This window comes from Devosia sp., assembly GCF_036563435.1.
Classification (GTDB): Bacteria; Pseudomonadota; Alphaproteobacteria; order Rhizobiales; family Devosiaceae; genus Devosia.
This window is the reverse complement of the sequence record NZ_DATCMJ010000018.1, coordinates 782,699-798,163: the sequence shown is the minus strand read 5'-3', so window position 1 is coordinate 798,163 and position 15,465 is coordinate 782,699. Positions and strand designations below refer to the sequence as shown.

The 15,465-nt window shown below is 63.0% G+C and carries 15 protein-coding genes; 14 read left to right on the top strand and 1 reads right to left on the bottom strand.

Annotation, left to right across the window (positions count from 1 at the left end; all coding sequences use genetic code 11):
• Nucleotides 1-186 precede the first annotated feature (186 nt).
• The 11 genes from coxB (at nt 187) to VIL88_RS16195 (ending at nt 12,721) form a co-directional block, all read left to right on the top strand.
• Nucleotides 187-1,125, top strand: coding sequence for a cytochrome c oxidase subunit II (gene coxB, locus VIL88_RS16245; RefSeq protein WP_331990635.1), 939 nt, complete (start codon nt 187-189; stop codon nt 1,123-1,125).
• A gap of 24 nt (nt 1,126-1,149) precedes the next feature.
• Entirely contained in the window at nt 1,150-2,853 is a 1,704-nt protein-coding gene (ctaD, locus tag VIL88_RS16240; protein ID WP_331990634.1) for a cytochrome c oxidase subunit I, read from the top strand.
• Nucleotides 2,854-2,904: 51 nt separating this feature from the next.
• Complete coding sequence (locus VIL88_RS16235) at nt 2,905-3,837, top strand: heme o synthase (protein WP_414650149.1); 933 nt, start codon at nt 2,905-2,907, stop codon at nt 3,835-3,837.
• Nucleotides 3,837-4,019, top strand: a complete 183-nt coding sequence (locus VIL88_RS16230; RefSeq protein WP_331990632.1) for a hypothetical protein — start codon at nt 3,837-3,839, stop codon at nt 4,017-4,019. Before VIL88_RS16235 ends, VIL88_RS16230 begins: the two co-directional genes overlap by 1 nt.
• Nucleotides 4,019-4,585, top strand: coding sequence for a cytochrome c oxidase assembly protein (locus VIL88_RS16225; protein WP_331990631.1), 567 nt, complete (start codon nt 4,019-4,021; stop codon nt 4,583-4,585). Before VIL88_RS16230 ends, VIL88_RS16225 begins: the two co-directional genes overlap by 1 nt.
• Nucleotides 4,586-4,587: 2 nt before the next feature.
• On the top strand, nt 4,588-5,421 hold the full coding sequence (locus tag VIL88_RS16220; protein ID WP_331990630.1) for a cytochrome c oxidase subunit 3: 834 nt from the start codon (nt 4,588-4,590) through the stop codon (nt 5,419-5,421).
• A 60-nt stretch (nt 5,422-5,481) separates the two neighbouring features.
• The gene (locus VIL88_RS16215) at nt 5,482-6,264 is read left to right on the top strand and encodes an SURF1 family protein (RefSeq protein ID WP_331990629.1); all 783 of its coding nucleotides are present in this window, start codon (nt 5,482-5,484) and stop codon (nt 6,262-6,264) included.
• 69 nt (nt 6,265-6,333) lie between these two features.
• Nucleotides 6,334-7,728 carry a threonine synthase gene (gene thrC / locus VIL88_RS16210; protein ID WP_331990628.1) on the top strand — a complete coding sequence of 465 codons (1,395 nt, stop codon included), beginning with the start codon at nt 6,334-6,336 and terminating at the stop codon, nt 7,726-7,728.
• A 53-nt stretch (nt 7,729-7,781) separates the two neighbouring features.
• Nucleotides 7,782-9,044 (top strand): pitrilysin family protein, encoded by a 1,263-nt coding sequence (locus VIL88_RS16205; RefSeq protein ID WP_331990627.1) that lies wholly within the window; start codon nt 7,782-7,784, stop codon nt 9,042-9,044.
• Nucleotides 9,045-9,058: 14 nt separating this feature from the next.
• Nucleotides 9,059-9,664 (top strand): GNAT family protein, encoded by a 606-nt coding sequence (locus VIL88_RS16200; RefSeq protein WP_331990626.1) that lies wholly within the window; start codon nt 9,059-9,061, stop codon nt 9,662-9,664.
• Nucleotides 9,665-9,826: 162 nt separating this feature from the next.
• Nucleotides 9,827-12,721 (top strand): EAL domain-containing protein, encoded by a 2,895-nt coding sequence (locus tag VIL88_RS16195; protein ID WP_331990625.1) that lies wholly within the window; start codon nt 9,827-9,829, stop codon nt 12,719-12,721.
• Here VIL88_RS16195 and VIL88_RS16190 read toward each other — a convergent pair whose 3' ends face one another.
• Nucleotides 12,722-13,297 carry a YqgE/AlgH family protein gene (locus tag VIL88_RS16190; RefSeq protein ID WP_331990624.1) on the bottom strand — a complete coding sequence of 192 codons (576 nt, stop codon included), beginning with the start codon at nt 13,295-13,297 and terminating at the stop codon, nt 12,722-12,724.
• Between the two features lie 219 nt (nt 13,298-13,516).
• Here VIL88_RS16190 and VIL88_RS16185 point away from each other — a divergent pair, with 219 nt between their 5' ends.
• The 3 genes from VIL88_RS16185 to VIL88_RS16175 all read left to right on the top strand — a co-directional run bounded on the left by VIL88_RS16185 (nt 13,517) and on the right by VIL88_RS16175 (nt 15,439).
• Nucleotides 13,517-14,254 carry a protein-disulfide reductase DsbD domain-containing protein gene (locus VIL88_RS16185; RefSeq protein WP_331990623.1) on the top strand — a complete coding sequence of 246 codons (738 nt, stop codon included), beginning with the start codon at nt 13,517-13,519 and terminating at the stop codon, nt 14,252-14,254.
• A gap of 89 nt (nt 14,255-14,343) precedes the next feature.
• The gene (locus VIL88_RS16180; RefSeq protein WP_331990622.1) at nt 14,344-14,832 is read left to right on the top strand and encodes a peroxiredoxin; all 489 of its coding nucleotides are present in this window, start codon (nt 14,344-14,346) and stop codon (nt 14,830-14,832) included.
• Between the two features lie 22 nt (nt 14,833-14,854).
• Entirely contained in the window at nt 14,855-15,439 is a 585-nt protein-coding gene (locus tag VIL88_RS16175; RefSeq protein WP_331990621.1) for a hypothetical protein, read from the top strand.
• Nucleotides 15,440-15,465 lie beyond the last annotated feature (26 nt).

The following is a 15,465-nucleotide window of genomic DNA, read 5'->3' as shown; positions in this document are numbered from 1 at the left end:
TCCTGCGGGCGCATTATGACGCAGCAGGGGCGGCTGAGGCTGCCATAGACTCGCCCTTTCCGATATGATTTAGGTCAAACCAGAGTTTTGCGCTCCGAGGTTGAGTCGGGGCGGCGTATGCTATGCCGCTATAAAAGCCCTCAATCCCGGTGTGGATGCACCAATTGAAGTCGATAGGGGGTTTAGGTGACCTTGCATTTCTTGAGAAAGATCGGGGTCGTTTCGGCAGCCGCCTTGGCGCTGGCCCCGGCTTTGGCCACGGCGCAGGAAGAAGCCGGCTATGCTGCCGGCCATCCCCTACCGGGTCAGTTCCACCTGCAGCGTTCCGTTACTCCGATCATGGACTCCATCACGGCATTCCATGACGGCATCCTGATGTGGACGATCTCGTTCATCGTCGTGCTGGTTCTGGCGCTGCTGGTCTGGATCATGATCCGCTACAATGCCAAGCGGAACCCGGTTCCCGCAGCCTTCACCCACAATACCCTCGTCGAGATCGTCTGGACGGTCCTGCCCATCGTCGTGCTGATCATCATCGCCATCCCCTCCTTCGGTGTGCTCAGTGACCAGCTGACGACCCCGGATGGCGAGCGCAAGTATCTGGGCGCCAACATCTTCTCCTTCGGCGAAGTGGAAGTTCCGGCGCCCGAACTCACCGTCAAGGCCACCGGCCAGCAGTGGTACTGGGACTATGAATATGTCGACCAGGGTCTGGCCTTCACCCAGCTCCTGCTGCCCGAAACCAGCGGCGACGGCAATGATCGTCCGACGCTGAAGCCGAACCAGCCCCGCCTCCTGGCCGTCGACAATGAACTGGTCGTTCCAGTCGACACCACCGTGCGCCTGCAGGTCACAGCCGACCCGATGGGTGTGATCCACGCATTCGCGCTGCCCTCCTTCGGCGTCAAGATCGATGCCGTGCCCGGCCGCCTCAACGAAACCTGGTTCAACTCGCGCGAGACCGGCATTTTCTATGGCCAGTGCTCGGAGCTTTGCGGCAAGGACCACGCTTTCATGCCCATCGCCATCCGTGTGGTGGAAAAGGAAGAATTCGCAGCCTTCATGGCGGCTTACGAAGGCGGCGACTATGCCGCTGCCAATGCCACGCTTGCGGCTGTCCAGTAGATAACGGGTCAGAGGAAACACTAAATGGCTGACACGACTGCCCACCTCGAGGCCCATGCGACCGGACACGATCTGGCGTCGCACATGCACGAGCCGACCGGCTGGCGCCGCTGGCTCTTCTCCACCAACCACAAGGACATCGGTATCATGTACCTGGTCTTCGCCATCGTGGCGGGGATCATCGGTGGCCTGCTTTCGGGCGTAATGCGCCTCGAGCTGCAGGAGCCGGGTGTGCAGATTTTCCACGGCCTTGCCGCAATGGTCTATGGCCTCGACGGCGGCAGCGCTGCCGCGCTCGACGCCGGCAAGCACATGTACAACGTGTTCACCACGGCTCACGCGCTGATCATGGTGTTCTTCGTCGTCATGCCCGCGACCATGGGTGGCTTTGCCAACTATTTCGCGCCGCTGATGATCGGCGCGCCCGATACCGCGTTCCCGCGCATCAACAACATCGCCTTCTGGCTCCTGCCGCCGGCCTTCATTCTCCTGCTGATGTCGTTGTTCTTTGAGGGCACGGGCCCTGGAGCGCTTGGTTTCGGTGGCGGCTGGACGGTTTACCCGCCGCTCTCGACCATGGGTCATCCCGGCCCCGCCATGGACTTTGCGATCCTGTCGCTCCACGTGGCCGGCATCAGCTCCATCCTGGGCGCGATCAACCTGATCACGACCATCTTCAACATGCGCGCACCCGGCATGACGCTGCACAAGATGCCGCTCTTTGCCTGGTCCGTGCTGGTCACCGGTTTCCTGCTGCTGCTGGCCCTGCCAGTTTTGGCAGGCGCCATCACCATGCTGCTAACTGACCGCAACTTCGGCACGGCCTTCTTCAAGCCGGCCGAGGGCGGTGACCCGATCCTGTTCCAGCACCTGTTCTGGTTCTTCGGTCACCCTGAAGTGTACATCATGATCCTGCCGGGCTTCGGCATCATCTCGCACATCGTCTCGACCTTCTCACGCAAGCCGATTTTCGGCTACATGGCCATGGCCTATGCAATGGTTGCGATTGGTTTCGTCGGTTTCGTCGTGTGGGCGCACCACATGTACACGACCGGCCTCAGCCTCGACGTGCAGCGCTACTTCGTGGCCGCAACCATGGTCATCGCTGTGCCCACGGGCGTGAAGATCTTCTCCTGGATCGCCACGATGTGGGGCGGCTCGATCACCTTCAAGTCTCCCATGCTCTGGGCCATCGGCTTCATCTTTCTGTTCACCGTTGGTGGTGTGACAGGCGTGGTGCTGGCCAATGCCGGTGCCGACCGTGCCCTCCATGACACCTACTACGTGGTCGCGCACTTCCACTACGTGCTGTCGCTGGGTGCCGTGTTCTCGATTTTCGCCGGCTGGTACTACTGGTACCCCAAGATTTTCGGCTGGCTCTACAATGAGACGCTCGCCAAGCTCCACTTCTGGGTCATGTTCGTCGGTGTGAACCTGATCTTTTTCCCGCAGCACTTCCTGGGTCTGGCCGGCATGCCGCGCCGCTATATCGACTATCCGGACGCCTTCGGCTTCTTCAACCGCATCTCGTCGGTGGGCTACTACATTACCTTCGCCGCCATGCTGATCTTCTTCTACGCAACCTGGGAAGCCAGCCGGAAGAAGCGCCCAGCTGGTGACAATCCATGGGGTGATGGGGCGACGACGCTGGAATGGACCCTGTCCAGCCCGCCGCCGTTCCACCAGTTCACCACGTTGCCGCGCATCGACTCGAGCAACGCACACTAAATACGGCGAGCCGCCCAGGCGGCTCGTTCTCTACCCAACAAGGCAAGGCCAGTGGCTCTGATCGACGACAGCAGGAATCTTTCCGGCATGACCGGAGAAGCAGGCGTGGGGGACTACCTCGCGCTGCTCAAGCCCTCTGTCATGCAGCTGGTGGTTTTCGTCGGCCTCGTTGGCGTCGTCGTGGCGCCGGGTACCATCAATCCCTTCATCGCCATTATCGCCGTAGCCTGCATCGCCATCGGGGCTGGCGGCTCTGCGGCGCTCAACATGTGGTACGATAGCGATATCGACGCCATCATGAGCCGCACGCAGAACCGCCCGATCCCCTCTGGCCGCATGTCGCGCGAAGAGGCACTGGTCTTCGGCATGGTGCTGTCGGGCTTCTCAGTGGCGCTACTGGGACTGGCAACCAACTGGGTTGCAGGCGGCCTCCTTGCCTTCACGATCTTTTTCTATGTCGTCATCTATACGATGTGGCTCAAGCGCCGGACGCCGCAGAACATCGTCATCGGTGGTGCTGCCGGTGCCTTCCCGCCCATGGTGGGCTGGGCCGCCGTCACGGGTACGGTCTCGTTCGAAAGCGTCGTGCTGTTCCTGATCATCTTCCTCTGGACGCCGCCGCACTTCTGGGCGCTTGCGCTCTACAAGCAGTCCGACTACGGCGCAGCCGGCGTGCCGATGATGCCCAACGTCGTTGGCGACAATTCCACCAAGCTGCAGATCTTCGTCTACACGCTGATCCTTGCCGCCTCGGCCATGCTGCCCACCTTCTTCGGCTTCGCCGGCGCGATCTATACGACCGTTGCGCTGATCACCGGCTTCTGCTTCAGCTTCCTTGCCTGGCGGCTGCTGAAGACGCGCGAAGACGTCGCCATGCGCCGCGCCGCGCGCACGCTCTTCAACTACTCGCTAAGCTACCTGTTCATCGTGTTCTTCGCCTTCATGACGGACAACCTGCTGACGCGCTTCGGGACGTTCAGCTGATGAGTTCCCCCAACGAAATCCGGGCCGTCGAGCCGGAGTCGCCGCAGGTCGCGGAGGCGCGCAAGCGCGTTCGGCGCCGCCGCTCCATCGCTCTGGCTATCGCTCTGGCCCTGTTTGCCGTCACCTTCTACACGCTGACCATCGTCAAGATGGGGCCGGCCCTTTTCGATCGGGCGATGTGATGGCCGAACTGCACTACAACAGCATCGATCCCACGGTTGCCCGCCGCAATAAGCGCGTGGCGATGACGGGCCTGTTCGTGGCTGCCAGCATGGTGGGCCTCGCCTATGCCTCCGTGCCGCTCTACAATATCTTTTGCCAGGTCACCGGCTTCGGCGGCACGCCCGGCAAGGCGACCGATAATCCCAAGGGCGTCATCGACCGCGAGATGACGGTGCGCTTCGATTCCAATGTCGCCAACGACCTGGCCTGGTCAGTCGAGCCGGCCGTCGCGATCACCGACAAGATCGGCGCCGTGGATACGGTCAACTACATTGCCACCAACAATTCGGACAAGCCGATTACCGGCATGGCCGTGTTCAACGTCTCGCCCGAAAAGGCCGGCGTCTATTTCAACAAGATCGAATGCTTCTGTTTCACCGAACAGACGCTGCAGCCCGGTGAAACCGTGGACATGCCGATCGTGTTCTTTGTCGATCCCGAGCTCGACCAGAACCAGGAACTCGACACTATCCGGGAGATCACCCTCTCCTACACTTTCTACGCTTCAGACAACGAGGGAAGCTGAGCATGGCCGATCTAGCCAAAAACCATGACTACCACATGGTGGAACCGAGCCCCTGGCCCTTCGCGATGTCGGCGGCAGTCCTCGTCATGGCCATGGGTGCCGTCTTCTGGATGCACGACTGGACTCCATGGGTCTTCGCCATCGGTCTTGTGGGCGTGCTCTATGTCATGTTCGCCTGGTGGAGCGATGTGGTGAAGGAAGCCAATACCGGCTTCCATACCCCGGTTGTGCAGCTGCACCACCGCTATGGCATGATGCTGTTCATTGCCTCCGAAGTGATGGTGTTCTTCGGCTTCTTCTGGGCCTATTTCGACGGCTTCTTCCGCCTGGACGACGTGGAGCAATATGCCCGCGTCGCCGCAACCGGCGGTGTCTGGCCACCGACCGGTGTGGAGCTCTTCGACCCCTTCCACCTGCCGCTGTTCAACACGCTCCTGCTGCTGACCTCGGGCACCACCGTGACCTGGGCGCACCATGCACTGCTGGAAGGCGACCGTGACGGTCTCAAGTGGGGCCTGTGGCTAACTGTGCTGCTGGGTGCCATCTTTACCGGCGTGCAGATCCTGGAATATTCGGAAGCCGCCTTCAGCTTCTCGGGCAACATGTATGGCGCCACCTTCTTCATGGCGACGGGCCTGCATGGCTTCCACGTCTTCATCGGCACGGTCTTCCTTCTCGTCTGCCTGATCCGCGCCTATCGCGGGGACTTCACCCCCGATCGTCATCTGGGCTTTGAATTCGCTGCCTGGTACTGGCACTTCGTGGACGTGGTCTGGCTGTTCCTGTTTGCCTCGATCTATGTCTGGGGCAGCTGGGGCGTGGCCATCCACCACTAGTCCCGCAACATATCAATCGGGGCGCAGCCAGGCTGCGCCCCGATTTCTTTGGAGAGCAGCTTGGCCGATCCCACCCAGCACGCCAGTCCCAGTCGCCGGCTCGGCCGCGGCATGAGCTGGGCCTTTATCGTCTTGATGCTGGCGCTTGCCGCCACCTGCGCCTTTCTGGGCCATTGGCAGATGCAGCGCCTCGCTGAGAAGGAAGCGCTGATCGCCGCCGTCGATGCCCGCATCGATGCCGAGCCCATACCTGTGCCGGAAGCCACGACCTGGAACACACTCGATCTCGAATCGCTAAACTTCCAGCCGGTCACAATGATTGGCAGCTTCCGCTACAGCCAGACCGTGACGGTATTCACCAGTCTCCTCAACGGGCGCGGCATGGCCTCTGGCCCCGGCTTCTGGGTGGTGACACCATTCGTGCTTGCCGACGGCAGCGGGACGGTCTTCGTCAACCGCGGCTTTATTCCCGAAGAGGTGCAGCCCGCAGCCGTCAGCGATGGCGATAGCCAAGACGTGGAGGTTACCGTCTCCGGCCTCCTGCGCCCGGGCGAAAAGGCCGGCCTGATCACGCCCAGCCCAAATACCTCCGACCGCATCGAATGGGTGCGTGACCCGGAGCGCCTCGCCGCAATGGTCGACCCGGCACTGGCGCCCTTCGCGCCCTTCTATGTCGACCTGCCGGCCGGTGCCCCGGGCGAGCTGCCACAAGGCGGGGAGACGGTGATCGAGTTCCCCAACAATCACCTTGGCTATGCCTATACCTGGTATGGCTTTGCCATCGTGGCGATCGTGATGCTGGGCTACTGGATCATTCGTGAGCGGGCAGCGGGCAAGGGTTGAGCCGGCAAACTTGCGGTTCACCCGCTGTTTGACTAGGTTGCAACAATTCCAAAGGGGCTCCCTTCCCGAATGCAGTTTGTTTCTACGCGCGGCCAGGCGCCGGTGCTTGGTTTCTCCGACGCCGTCCTGGCGGGTCTCGCCTCCGATGGCGGCCTCTACGTTCCACAGAGCTGGCCGCAGATCGGCCGCGAGGAAATCGCCAGCTTCGCGGGCAAGCCCTATGCCGATGTTGCCTACGCCATCATCAGCCGCTTCGTGGGTGACGAGATCGCGCCTGACAAGCTCAAGGCGATTGTCGACGAAGCCTATGCCGTGTTCCGTCACCCATCGGTGACGCCGCTGGTCGAGATCGAGCCCAATCACTTCGTGCTTGAACTGTTCCATGGCCCCACCCTGGCCTTCAAGGACGTGGCCATGCAGTTCCTGAGCCGGATCATGGACCACATCCTCGCCGAGCGCGGGCTCAAGGCAACGATCGTGGGTGCCACATCAGGGGATACCGGATCGGCCGCCATTGAAGCCTTCCGCGGCCGCGACACCACCGACATCTTTATCCTTCATCCGCAGGGCCGCACCTCGGTGGTGCAGCGCCGGCAAATGACGACCGTGCTCGATGCCAATGTGCACAACATTGCCATCGAGGGTACATTCGACGACTGCCAAAACATAGTCAAAGCCATGTTCGGCCACTCGGCCTTCCGGGATCGCGTGCGCCTGTCAGGCGTCAATTCGATCAACTGGGGCCGCATCGTTGCGCAGATCGTCTACTACTTCACCTCGGCCGTGACCTTGGGCGCGCCGCATCGTCCGGTGAGCTTCACCGTGCCCACCGGCAATTTCGGCGATATCTTTGCCGGCTATTGCGCCAAGATGATGGGCCTGCCGATCGAGCGGCTGGTGATTGCCACCAATGCTAACGATATCCTGCGCCGCACCATCGATACCGGACGCTACGAGATGGACGGCGTTGCGCCCACCATCAGCCCGTCCATGGACATTCAGATCTCGTCCAATTTCGAGCGCCTCCTGTTCGAAAGCGCCGGCCGGGATGCCGCCGCGGTGCTGCGGATGATGGAAGGGCTCAAGCAGTCAGGCGGCTTTGCCGTGCCGGAGAGTGCCCTGGCAGCCATCCGCCGAGACTTTGCAGCGGGAACCACCAACGAGGCCGAGACCCGGGCGACCATCTCGATGACGCTCCAGGCTGCAGGTTATCTGCTTGATCCGCACACCGCCGTCGGCGTCAACGTTGCCCGCCATCAGCCGCATGGCGCGACGCCGATGATCACACTGGGTACGGCCCATCCGGCCAAGTTCCCGGCCGCCGTCCATGAGGCCACGGGTTTCGAGCCCGCGCTGCCGCTCTGGTTGGCCGACCTGCATGCCCGCGAGGAGCGCCTCAGCCTCCTTGCCAATGACCAGTCACTGGTTGAAGACTTCATTTCAGCGCGCACGCGCGCTGCCTGACGCATTCGAGCGCCAGCGGTCGCTTGATCGCTGGTCTCGTGGAGGAGCCTGGCGTGAGCGTACAATCGACAACCCTCGACAACGGCATGGTGGTGCTCACCGACGATATGCCGCATCTCGAAAGTGCCTCGCTGGGCGTCTGGGTCAAGGCCGGCGCGCGCAGCGAACGCAAGGCCGAGCACGGCATTTCCCACCTGCTCGAGCACATGGCGTTCAAGGGCACCACGTCGCGCAATGCCCTCCATATCGCCGAGGCCATCGAGAATGTGGGCGGCGACCTCAACGCCGCCACGTCCATTGAACATACGGGCTACTTTGCCCGCGTGCTCAAAGACGATGTGGTGCTTGCCGCCGACATCCTTTCGGACATCCTGCAGAATTCGCTTTTCGACGAGGAGGAGCTGACCCGCGAAAAGCAGGTCATCGTCCAGGAAATCGGCGCAGCGCGCGACAATCCCGACGACCATGTCTTCGACCTGTTCCAGGCTGCCGCCTTCCCGACGCAGCCTATCGGTCGCACTATTCTGGGTACGGTCGACTCAGTGCGCGAGTTCACGCCCGACACGGTCCGCAAATACATGAACCGCAACTATGTGGGTGACCACATGGTGATGGCCGCCGCCGGCAGCGTCGATCATGACGAACTGGTGCAGGTGGCCCGCGAGCGCTTCGCTGAGCTCAAGCCCAATGGCGCACCGGCGCCACAACGCGCGGAATACCAGGGGGGTGAGGAGCGGCTGATCTCCGAACACGAGCAGGCCCATATCGTCGTCGGCTTCGAGGGCCGGGCCTATAATGCCGACGGTTTTTACGCGGCACAGGTCCTTGCGTCCATTCTGGGCGGCGGCATGAGCTCGCGCCTTTTCCAAGAAGTGCGCGAGAAGCGCGGCCTCTGCTATTCGGTTTATTCCTTCCACTGGGCCTTTGCCGATAGCGGCGTCTTCGGCGTCGCTGCCGCCACGGGTGAGGAGGAGGTCGCCGACCTCGTGCCGGTTGTGCTCGACGAACTAAAGCGCGCCACCGAAAGCATTACCGAGGCCGAGGTGGTCCGGGTCCGCAATCAGATCCGTGCCGGCCTGCTGATGTCACTGGAAAGCCCATCAGCCCGTGCCGGGCAGTTGGCGCGCCAGCAGATCCTCTGGGGGCGCCCGATCCCGATGCAGGAGACGGTGGATCGGATCAACGCCATCACCGCACAGCGCGTGCAGGACGTAGCCGCGCAGATCTTTACTCAGGGAACCCCGACCCTGGCCGGTATCGGTCCGATCGGCAACCTGCCCGACTTGGGCGCCATCAGCGAACACCTCAAGCGCTAGGCTGCAGCAAAGCCATGCTGTGGCCCTGGTCATCGCCTGCTCCGCTGATCGCCCTCCACGGCGAGCGCGTCGTGCTGCGCCTGCCGCAGATGAGCGATTATGACGCCTGGTATGCCTTGCGTCACGCGAGCCGCGATTTTCTCAAGCCGTTCGAGCCACGCTGGACCGAGGCTGACCTCGGACGGCGGGTCTTTGCCATGCGCGTTAAGCGGGCGCGGGTCGAGGCGGAGGAAGGGACGGACTATTCGTTTTTTGTTTTCCTCCGGCAGGAGCAGACGCTGGTCGGCGGCATCACGCTGTCCAATATCCGGCGCCGGGCGGCGCAGTTCGTCAATCTTGGCTACTGGATGGGGCAGCAATATGCCGGGCAAGGGCTGATGACCGATGCCGTCGCCGCCAGCCTCCCGTTTGTCTTCGACACGCTGGACCTCCATCGCGTCCATGCGGCGTTTCTGCCGGGAAACATGGCCTCGAGGCGGGTCTTGGAGAAGAACGGCTTTGTCGAGGAGGGCTTTGCCGAGCGTTACCTGCAAATCGACGGTCGCTGGGAGGACCACGTCCTCTTCGGTCTGACCAAGGAGCGGTACGAGACCGCGCGGTATCTGCGCAGTCTCGGCTAAAGCTAGTTGCCATTTGGCAACACCTTGCTAACCTTGTCGCAAGGGTCAATCCCCGCTACCAAGAGGCGCTCCCGCCAAGTGGATGCCGCTCCGCCCGGCTGATGTGGCCAATGTCGGTAGCGCTGCCACAATGAAGCCTACCGCAGGATATACTCGCCCCTGATGCGTCACCTCTTTGCACTTGCGATGTGTCTTGCCCTCGCCCTCGGCGTTGTGGCACCGGCCGCCGCCTTCGAAGTCATCACCGTTCCCGAAGACATCAATGCGGTTAATCTCAGCGACGTCATAGAGATACAGCCAGGTCCCCAGGGGCGGGTGCAGCTGTCGACGGCTCCGGGCGCAGACGGCATCATCCGACGCATCGAAGTGCTCGCCAGCGAGCCGGGCACGACTCCAAACTTCGCCATTTTCGCGCTGCGCAACGACAGCGACCAGCAGATCGAGCGCCTGCTTGTGGCGCCGTTTTTCCGCCTGCCGGGCTCGGGCATTTTCCAGCCCGACCTGGGCGACGAGCGGCTGAACGCCATAACCCCAAGCGCCGGCATTCGCCCTGTGCGTCTGGTGGATGCCGAGGCCGACGTGTTCGAGGTGACGCTCGACCCCGGTGCGACGGTGACGTTTGTCGCGGAGCTGGCGGGTGCAGACCTGCCGGAGCTCTACCTCTGGCAGCCCAATGCCTATCGCGACTACATCAACTCATTCACCTTGTTCCGCGGCGTGGTGCTGGGCGTCGCATCGCTGGCCGCGGTGTTCCTGACCATCATGTTCGTGGTCAAGGGACGCGGCGTCTTCCCGGCGACCGCCGCCTTTGCCTGGGCCGTGCTGGCCTATTTGCTGATCGATTTCGGCGTCCTGGGGCGCATCCTTGGCCTGCCGGCCGGGGGCGTGCAGCCCCTGCGGGCGGCGGCCGAGGCGGGTATTGCCACGACACTGTCCGGTTTCCTTTTCATCTATCTCAACCTCCATCGCTGGCACCTGCGCTTCGTGCATCTGGCGCTGGGTCTCGCGACGCTGTTTCTGGCGCTTTTTGCCTTTGCCTTCGTGCAGCCGGCTATCGCCGTCAGCATTGCGCGGCTGGTTCTAGCGCTGCTCGGCGTTTCGGGCTTTTTCCTGATCCTGCTGCTGGCGCTTCGCGGCTACGACCGCGCCGTGCTGCTGGTGCCGACCTGGATCATCCTGATCGCTTGGCTGTTCTATTCATGGCTGGTGCTTTCCGGCCAGGTCTCCAATGACATCGCCCAGCCCGCCGTCGGTGGCGGCCTGGTGCTGATCGTCATGCTCCTGGGCTTCACCGCAGTGCAGCACGCCTTCTCGGAAGGGCAGGTGTCCATCGGCACCCTGTCCGAGGTAGAGCGGCGGGCCTTGGCGCTCACGGGATCGGGCGATTTCGTCTTCGACTGGAACATCGAACGCGATCGCGTCTCCGTCAGCGACGAACTGGCCACGCGTCTGGGCGAAAAACGCGGCGCCCTGCGCGGCGCGATCAAGCGCTGGCTTGACCGTGTGCATCCCGATGATCGCGACCGCTTCCGCACCGCTTTCGACACCCTGGTGGAGCTGCGCCGCGGCAAGGTTTCTGCGGACATGCGCATCGCCGGGCACGACGGCAGCTATCGCAGCTTCCGCATGCGCGTGAAGCCGGTGCTGGGCGGCGACGGGCAGGTGAACCGCATCGTCGGCACGCTTCAGGACGTGACCGAAGATCGCGCCTCGCGCGAACGCCTCCTCCATGACGCGGTGCATGACAGCCTCACGGGCCTCCCTAACCGCATGCTGTTCCTCGACCGGCTGGAGCGCGCGCTGGTTCGGGCGCGGACGCCGGGCGGCGTCAAGCCGGCCGTGTTCCTGATCGATATCGATCGCTTTATGGAGCTCGAGGAGCGCGTCGGCCACTCTGCCGCAGATTCGGTGCTGCTGGCGATTTCGCGCCGCATCGCGCGCATCATGCGTCCGCTGGATACCGTGGCCCGCGTCACCGGTGACCAGTTCGCCGTGATCCTCGCCTCGGAACAGGCGGCTGGCAAGATCGCCGAAACGGCCGAGCAGATCCGCAAGGCGCTAAAAGCCCCGTTCAACTTCGGCGATCGGGACCTGACCCTGTCCTGCTCCATCGGCGTCACCATCTATGACAGTAATCCGGCAACAGCCGCCGACGTGCTGCGCGACGCGGAGCTGGCCATGTATTACGCCAAGCGCCTGGGTGGCGACCGCATCGAGGCCTATCGCGCCTCCGCGCGCTCCATCGCGGCCTATAACCGCGCCAGCGAGGAGGACCTCGAGCGCGGCATGACGCAGGGTGAACTGCAGGTGCAGTTCCAGCCGATCATGGACATTGTTTCGGGCAAGATCGCCGGAGCCGAGGCGCTGATGCGCTGGCTCCACCCGACGCGCGGCCCCGTGGCGCCCAATGAGTTCATTGCGCTTGCCGAACGATCGGGCCAGATCGAGCGGCTGGGCCGCATCGCCTTCGAACAGACCGCGTTCCAGATGCGCGACTGGATGACGACCCTGCCGGGCCTGCCGCAGGAGTTCTTCATCTCCGTCAACCTCTCGCCGGGCCAGCTGGCTGCCAAGAGCCTGCTCAACGATATCCGCGCCGTGATCGCCCAGCATCCCGGCATCGCCGGTCACCTCAAGCTCGAGCTGACCGAGTCGCAGGTGATGACCAATCCCGAGCACTCCGCCTTCATGCTGGATGCCTTGCGGGGCATGGGCCTCGGACTGGCGCTGGACGATTTCGGCACCGGCCACTCATCCTTAAGCTACCTGCACCGCTTCCCGGTGGACACGATCAAGATTCCGGCCGACTTCGTCACCATCAACGAGGCGAGCGGCCTCGGCCATACGCAGATGCCCATCATCCGCGCCATTGTGGCCTTGGCCGACGAACTTGGGCTGGCGGTGATTGCCGAAGGGGTGGAGTCGACTGGCGAGATCGAGCGCCTGCGTCAGCTCGGCTGCCGCATGGGACAGGGCTTTGCCTTCGGGGCGGCCATGACGGCCCCCGAATTCAGCAAGCAACTCGCCGCTCAGCTGGCCCGCGTGGTTCCAGCCTGATCAGGCGTGGCCGGCATCGGGGCTGAGCGTAGCTCTCGTTATATGAAGGCTCGCCAGCGCCGCGTCGTAGCGATCCTCGACCGGCGTATCGAACAAGAGTTCACGGCTGAACGGCACCGTCAGCCAACCATTGTCGACGATCTCGCTTTCGAGCTGCCCGGCGCTCCAGCCGCAGCAGCCCAGGGCGAAGAGCGCTGAGCGCGGCGCGGGCCCGAAGGCCATCGCCTTGAGGATGTCGACTGTCGCCGTCAGGCAGATGCCCTCGTTGACGGCATAGGTATTGCCGCTCTTGTAGTCGGGCGAGTGCAGCACGAAGCCGCGCGACTTCTCCACCGGCCCTCCACGCATCACCGCCCGCTCACGGATCGAATCCGGCAGGCGGATCACTGCGTCGGGATCACCGAGGTCGAGCTCGTCGAGGATATCGGAGAAGCGCATCTCGGCCAGCTGATGGTTGATGACGAGCCCCATCGCGCCTTCCTCGCCGTGTCCAACGACAAGAATGACGCTTTCTGCGAAGCGTTCGTCGGCCATATCCGGCATGGCCACAAGAAATTGGCCTTCAAGCGATGTCATGCCCTTATTGTAGGCATCGGCCAGGCAGATTCCAAGCTCAGGGCAGCGTCGGCAAAGCTCGCCCGCCATCACGAACGCCTGATGCCGCGTCAGCTTTTTCTCAACACCATCCTGCGCTAATGGCTCGCCATGCGCCTTCTTGTTCTCGCTGCAACCATCGCCTTGCTTTCCTTGCCTGTCCACGCGGGTGAAACTCCTTGGCAGGAGGTCAGTCCGGGCGTGGCGCTTCGGCTGATCAGCACGGGCACGGTGAAGGCGGACGGCACTACGATGGTGGGCATCGAGATCATGATGCCACCCACCAACAAGACCTATTGGCGCGTGCCGGGCGAGACGGGCTTCCCCACGGAGCTTGATCTCGCCGGCTCGACCGGGGTGAAGGCGCACAGGATCCTCTGGCCCTATCCGACGCGCCAGGACACGGCCGACTACCTCGATTATGTCTATATGGGCCCGACCATTCTCCCGGTTGAGCTGACGGTGGAGCCGGGGCAGCCGTGGGTGGAACTGGAGGCGCTGCTGGGCATCTGCTCGGATATTTGCGTGCCCGCGCAGGCACGCTTCTCGCTCCCGCTGACCGATGCGGCCCCGGATCGCGCCAATGGCTTGCGCATCAAGCAGGCGGCGGCGCTTGCGCCCATCGCCTGGGACGGGGCCGAGCCACCTATCACCGAGGTGGCCGTGCTGCCTTCGGACAAGATGCTGGCCGTCTCGGTTGCAGAGCCCAGCGTCGATCCCATGTCGCTGATCGTTGCCACGGAAGCTGGCGAGCCGCTGTTCGGCACGCCGCAAAAAAGCCGGGAACCAAACCTAGTGCTCGTGCCGATTTTGGGGGAGGGCGACCAGATCCGTCTCGAGGGAAGCAAGGTTCAGCTTACGTTCCTGACGGATGAGGGAGCCTTCGAGGTGATGCGGCCGGTTTCGAGCGGCCAACAAACTAAAGCCGACCGGGAATAGGGCTTTTAGCCTTGTCGATGGGCCTAAAGCCCCGTATCCCGGTAAACAGAACAAGCCGCTGCAGCGGCGCGGCATGGGGCAACTAATCGATGATCCAAAGCGGCAGTCCAATTCCTTCCGTGCCGGTCAAACTCGTCAATGCCGAAGGCGCGGTGGAAACTACTGCCGATGCTGCTTTGGGCCAGGGGACAGTGGTGTTCTTCGCGGTGCCCGGCGCCTTCACGCCGACCTGCCACGTCAATCACTTACCCGGATTCCTCGCCAACATGACCAAGCTGCGCGCCGCAGGGGTCGATCGGGTCGTCTGTGCCTCCGTCAACGATGCGCATGTCATGCGCGCCTGGGCCGAAGCCAGCAATGCTTTGGGGGAAATGGACTTCCTTGCCGATGGCCGCGCTGTCCTGGCCGAAGCCATGGGAATGGCTAAGGACTTTTCGGGCATGGGCAAGCGCTTCATCCGCTCGGCGATGATCATCCGCAATGGCGTCGTTGACGCCGTTTTTGTGGAGGATGCGCCCGGCGTCAATGCCACGGGCGCTCCGGCCGTGCTCATGGCGCTTGAAGCTGCCAATAGCTAATCTCAGCGTCAGGAGATACGCGATGACCATAGTTTCCCCCGTCCTGCGCCTGTCGGCCGTTGCGGCCGCCGCTGCGATGCTCGGAGCCTGCTCCATGGGTGGTCTGATGGGGAGCGGCAATGCCGCCCAGAACCAGCAGCTACAGAACGCCACGGCCAGCCCCGCGGCTGTTGCCCAGGCGCAGACCAATGCCCTGCCTGCCATCGCCACGACATGTCCGCCGATACGCGTTCGCGCCGGCAGCGAGGCGATGTTCTACTACGGCAATGGCCGCACGGGCGACGCGCGGGCGCTGCAGTATCAGGGCGTGATCGACGAGACCTCGCGCAATTGCGTAGTCTCGAATGGCCTGATCACCGTCAATATGGGTGTGGTCGGGCGTGTGCTGCTCGGGCCTGCCGGCAAGCAGACGTCGGTGAATGCGCCGATCCGCTTTGCCGTTGAACGCGATGGGCAGGCGGTGTTTTCGGAAAAGCACACCATCCCGGTCGCCATCGCCGCTCCCGCCCGCTCGGCGGAGTTCGTGAAGGTGCTCGAAAACGTCGCTATTCCCTATCTCGGCGGCGAAGAGATCACGATCTGGGTTGGTTTCGACACGCGCGGCTAAGACGCGCTGCTTCTGAGTTGAAAAGC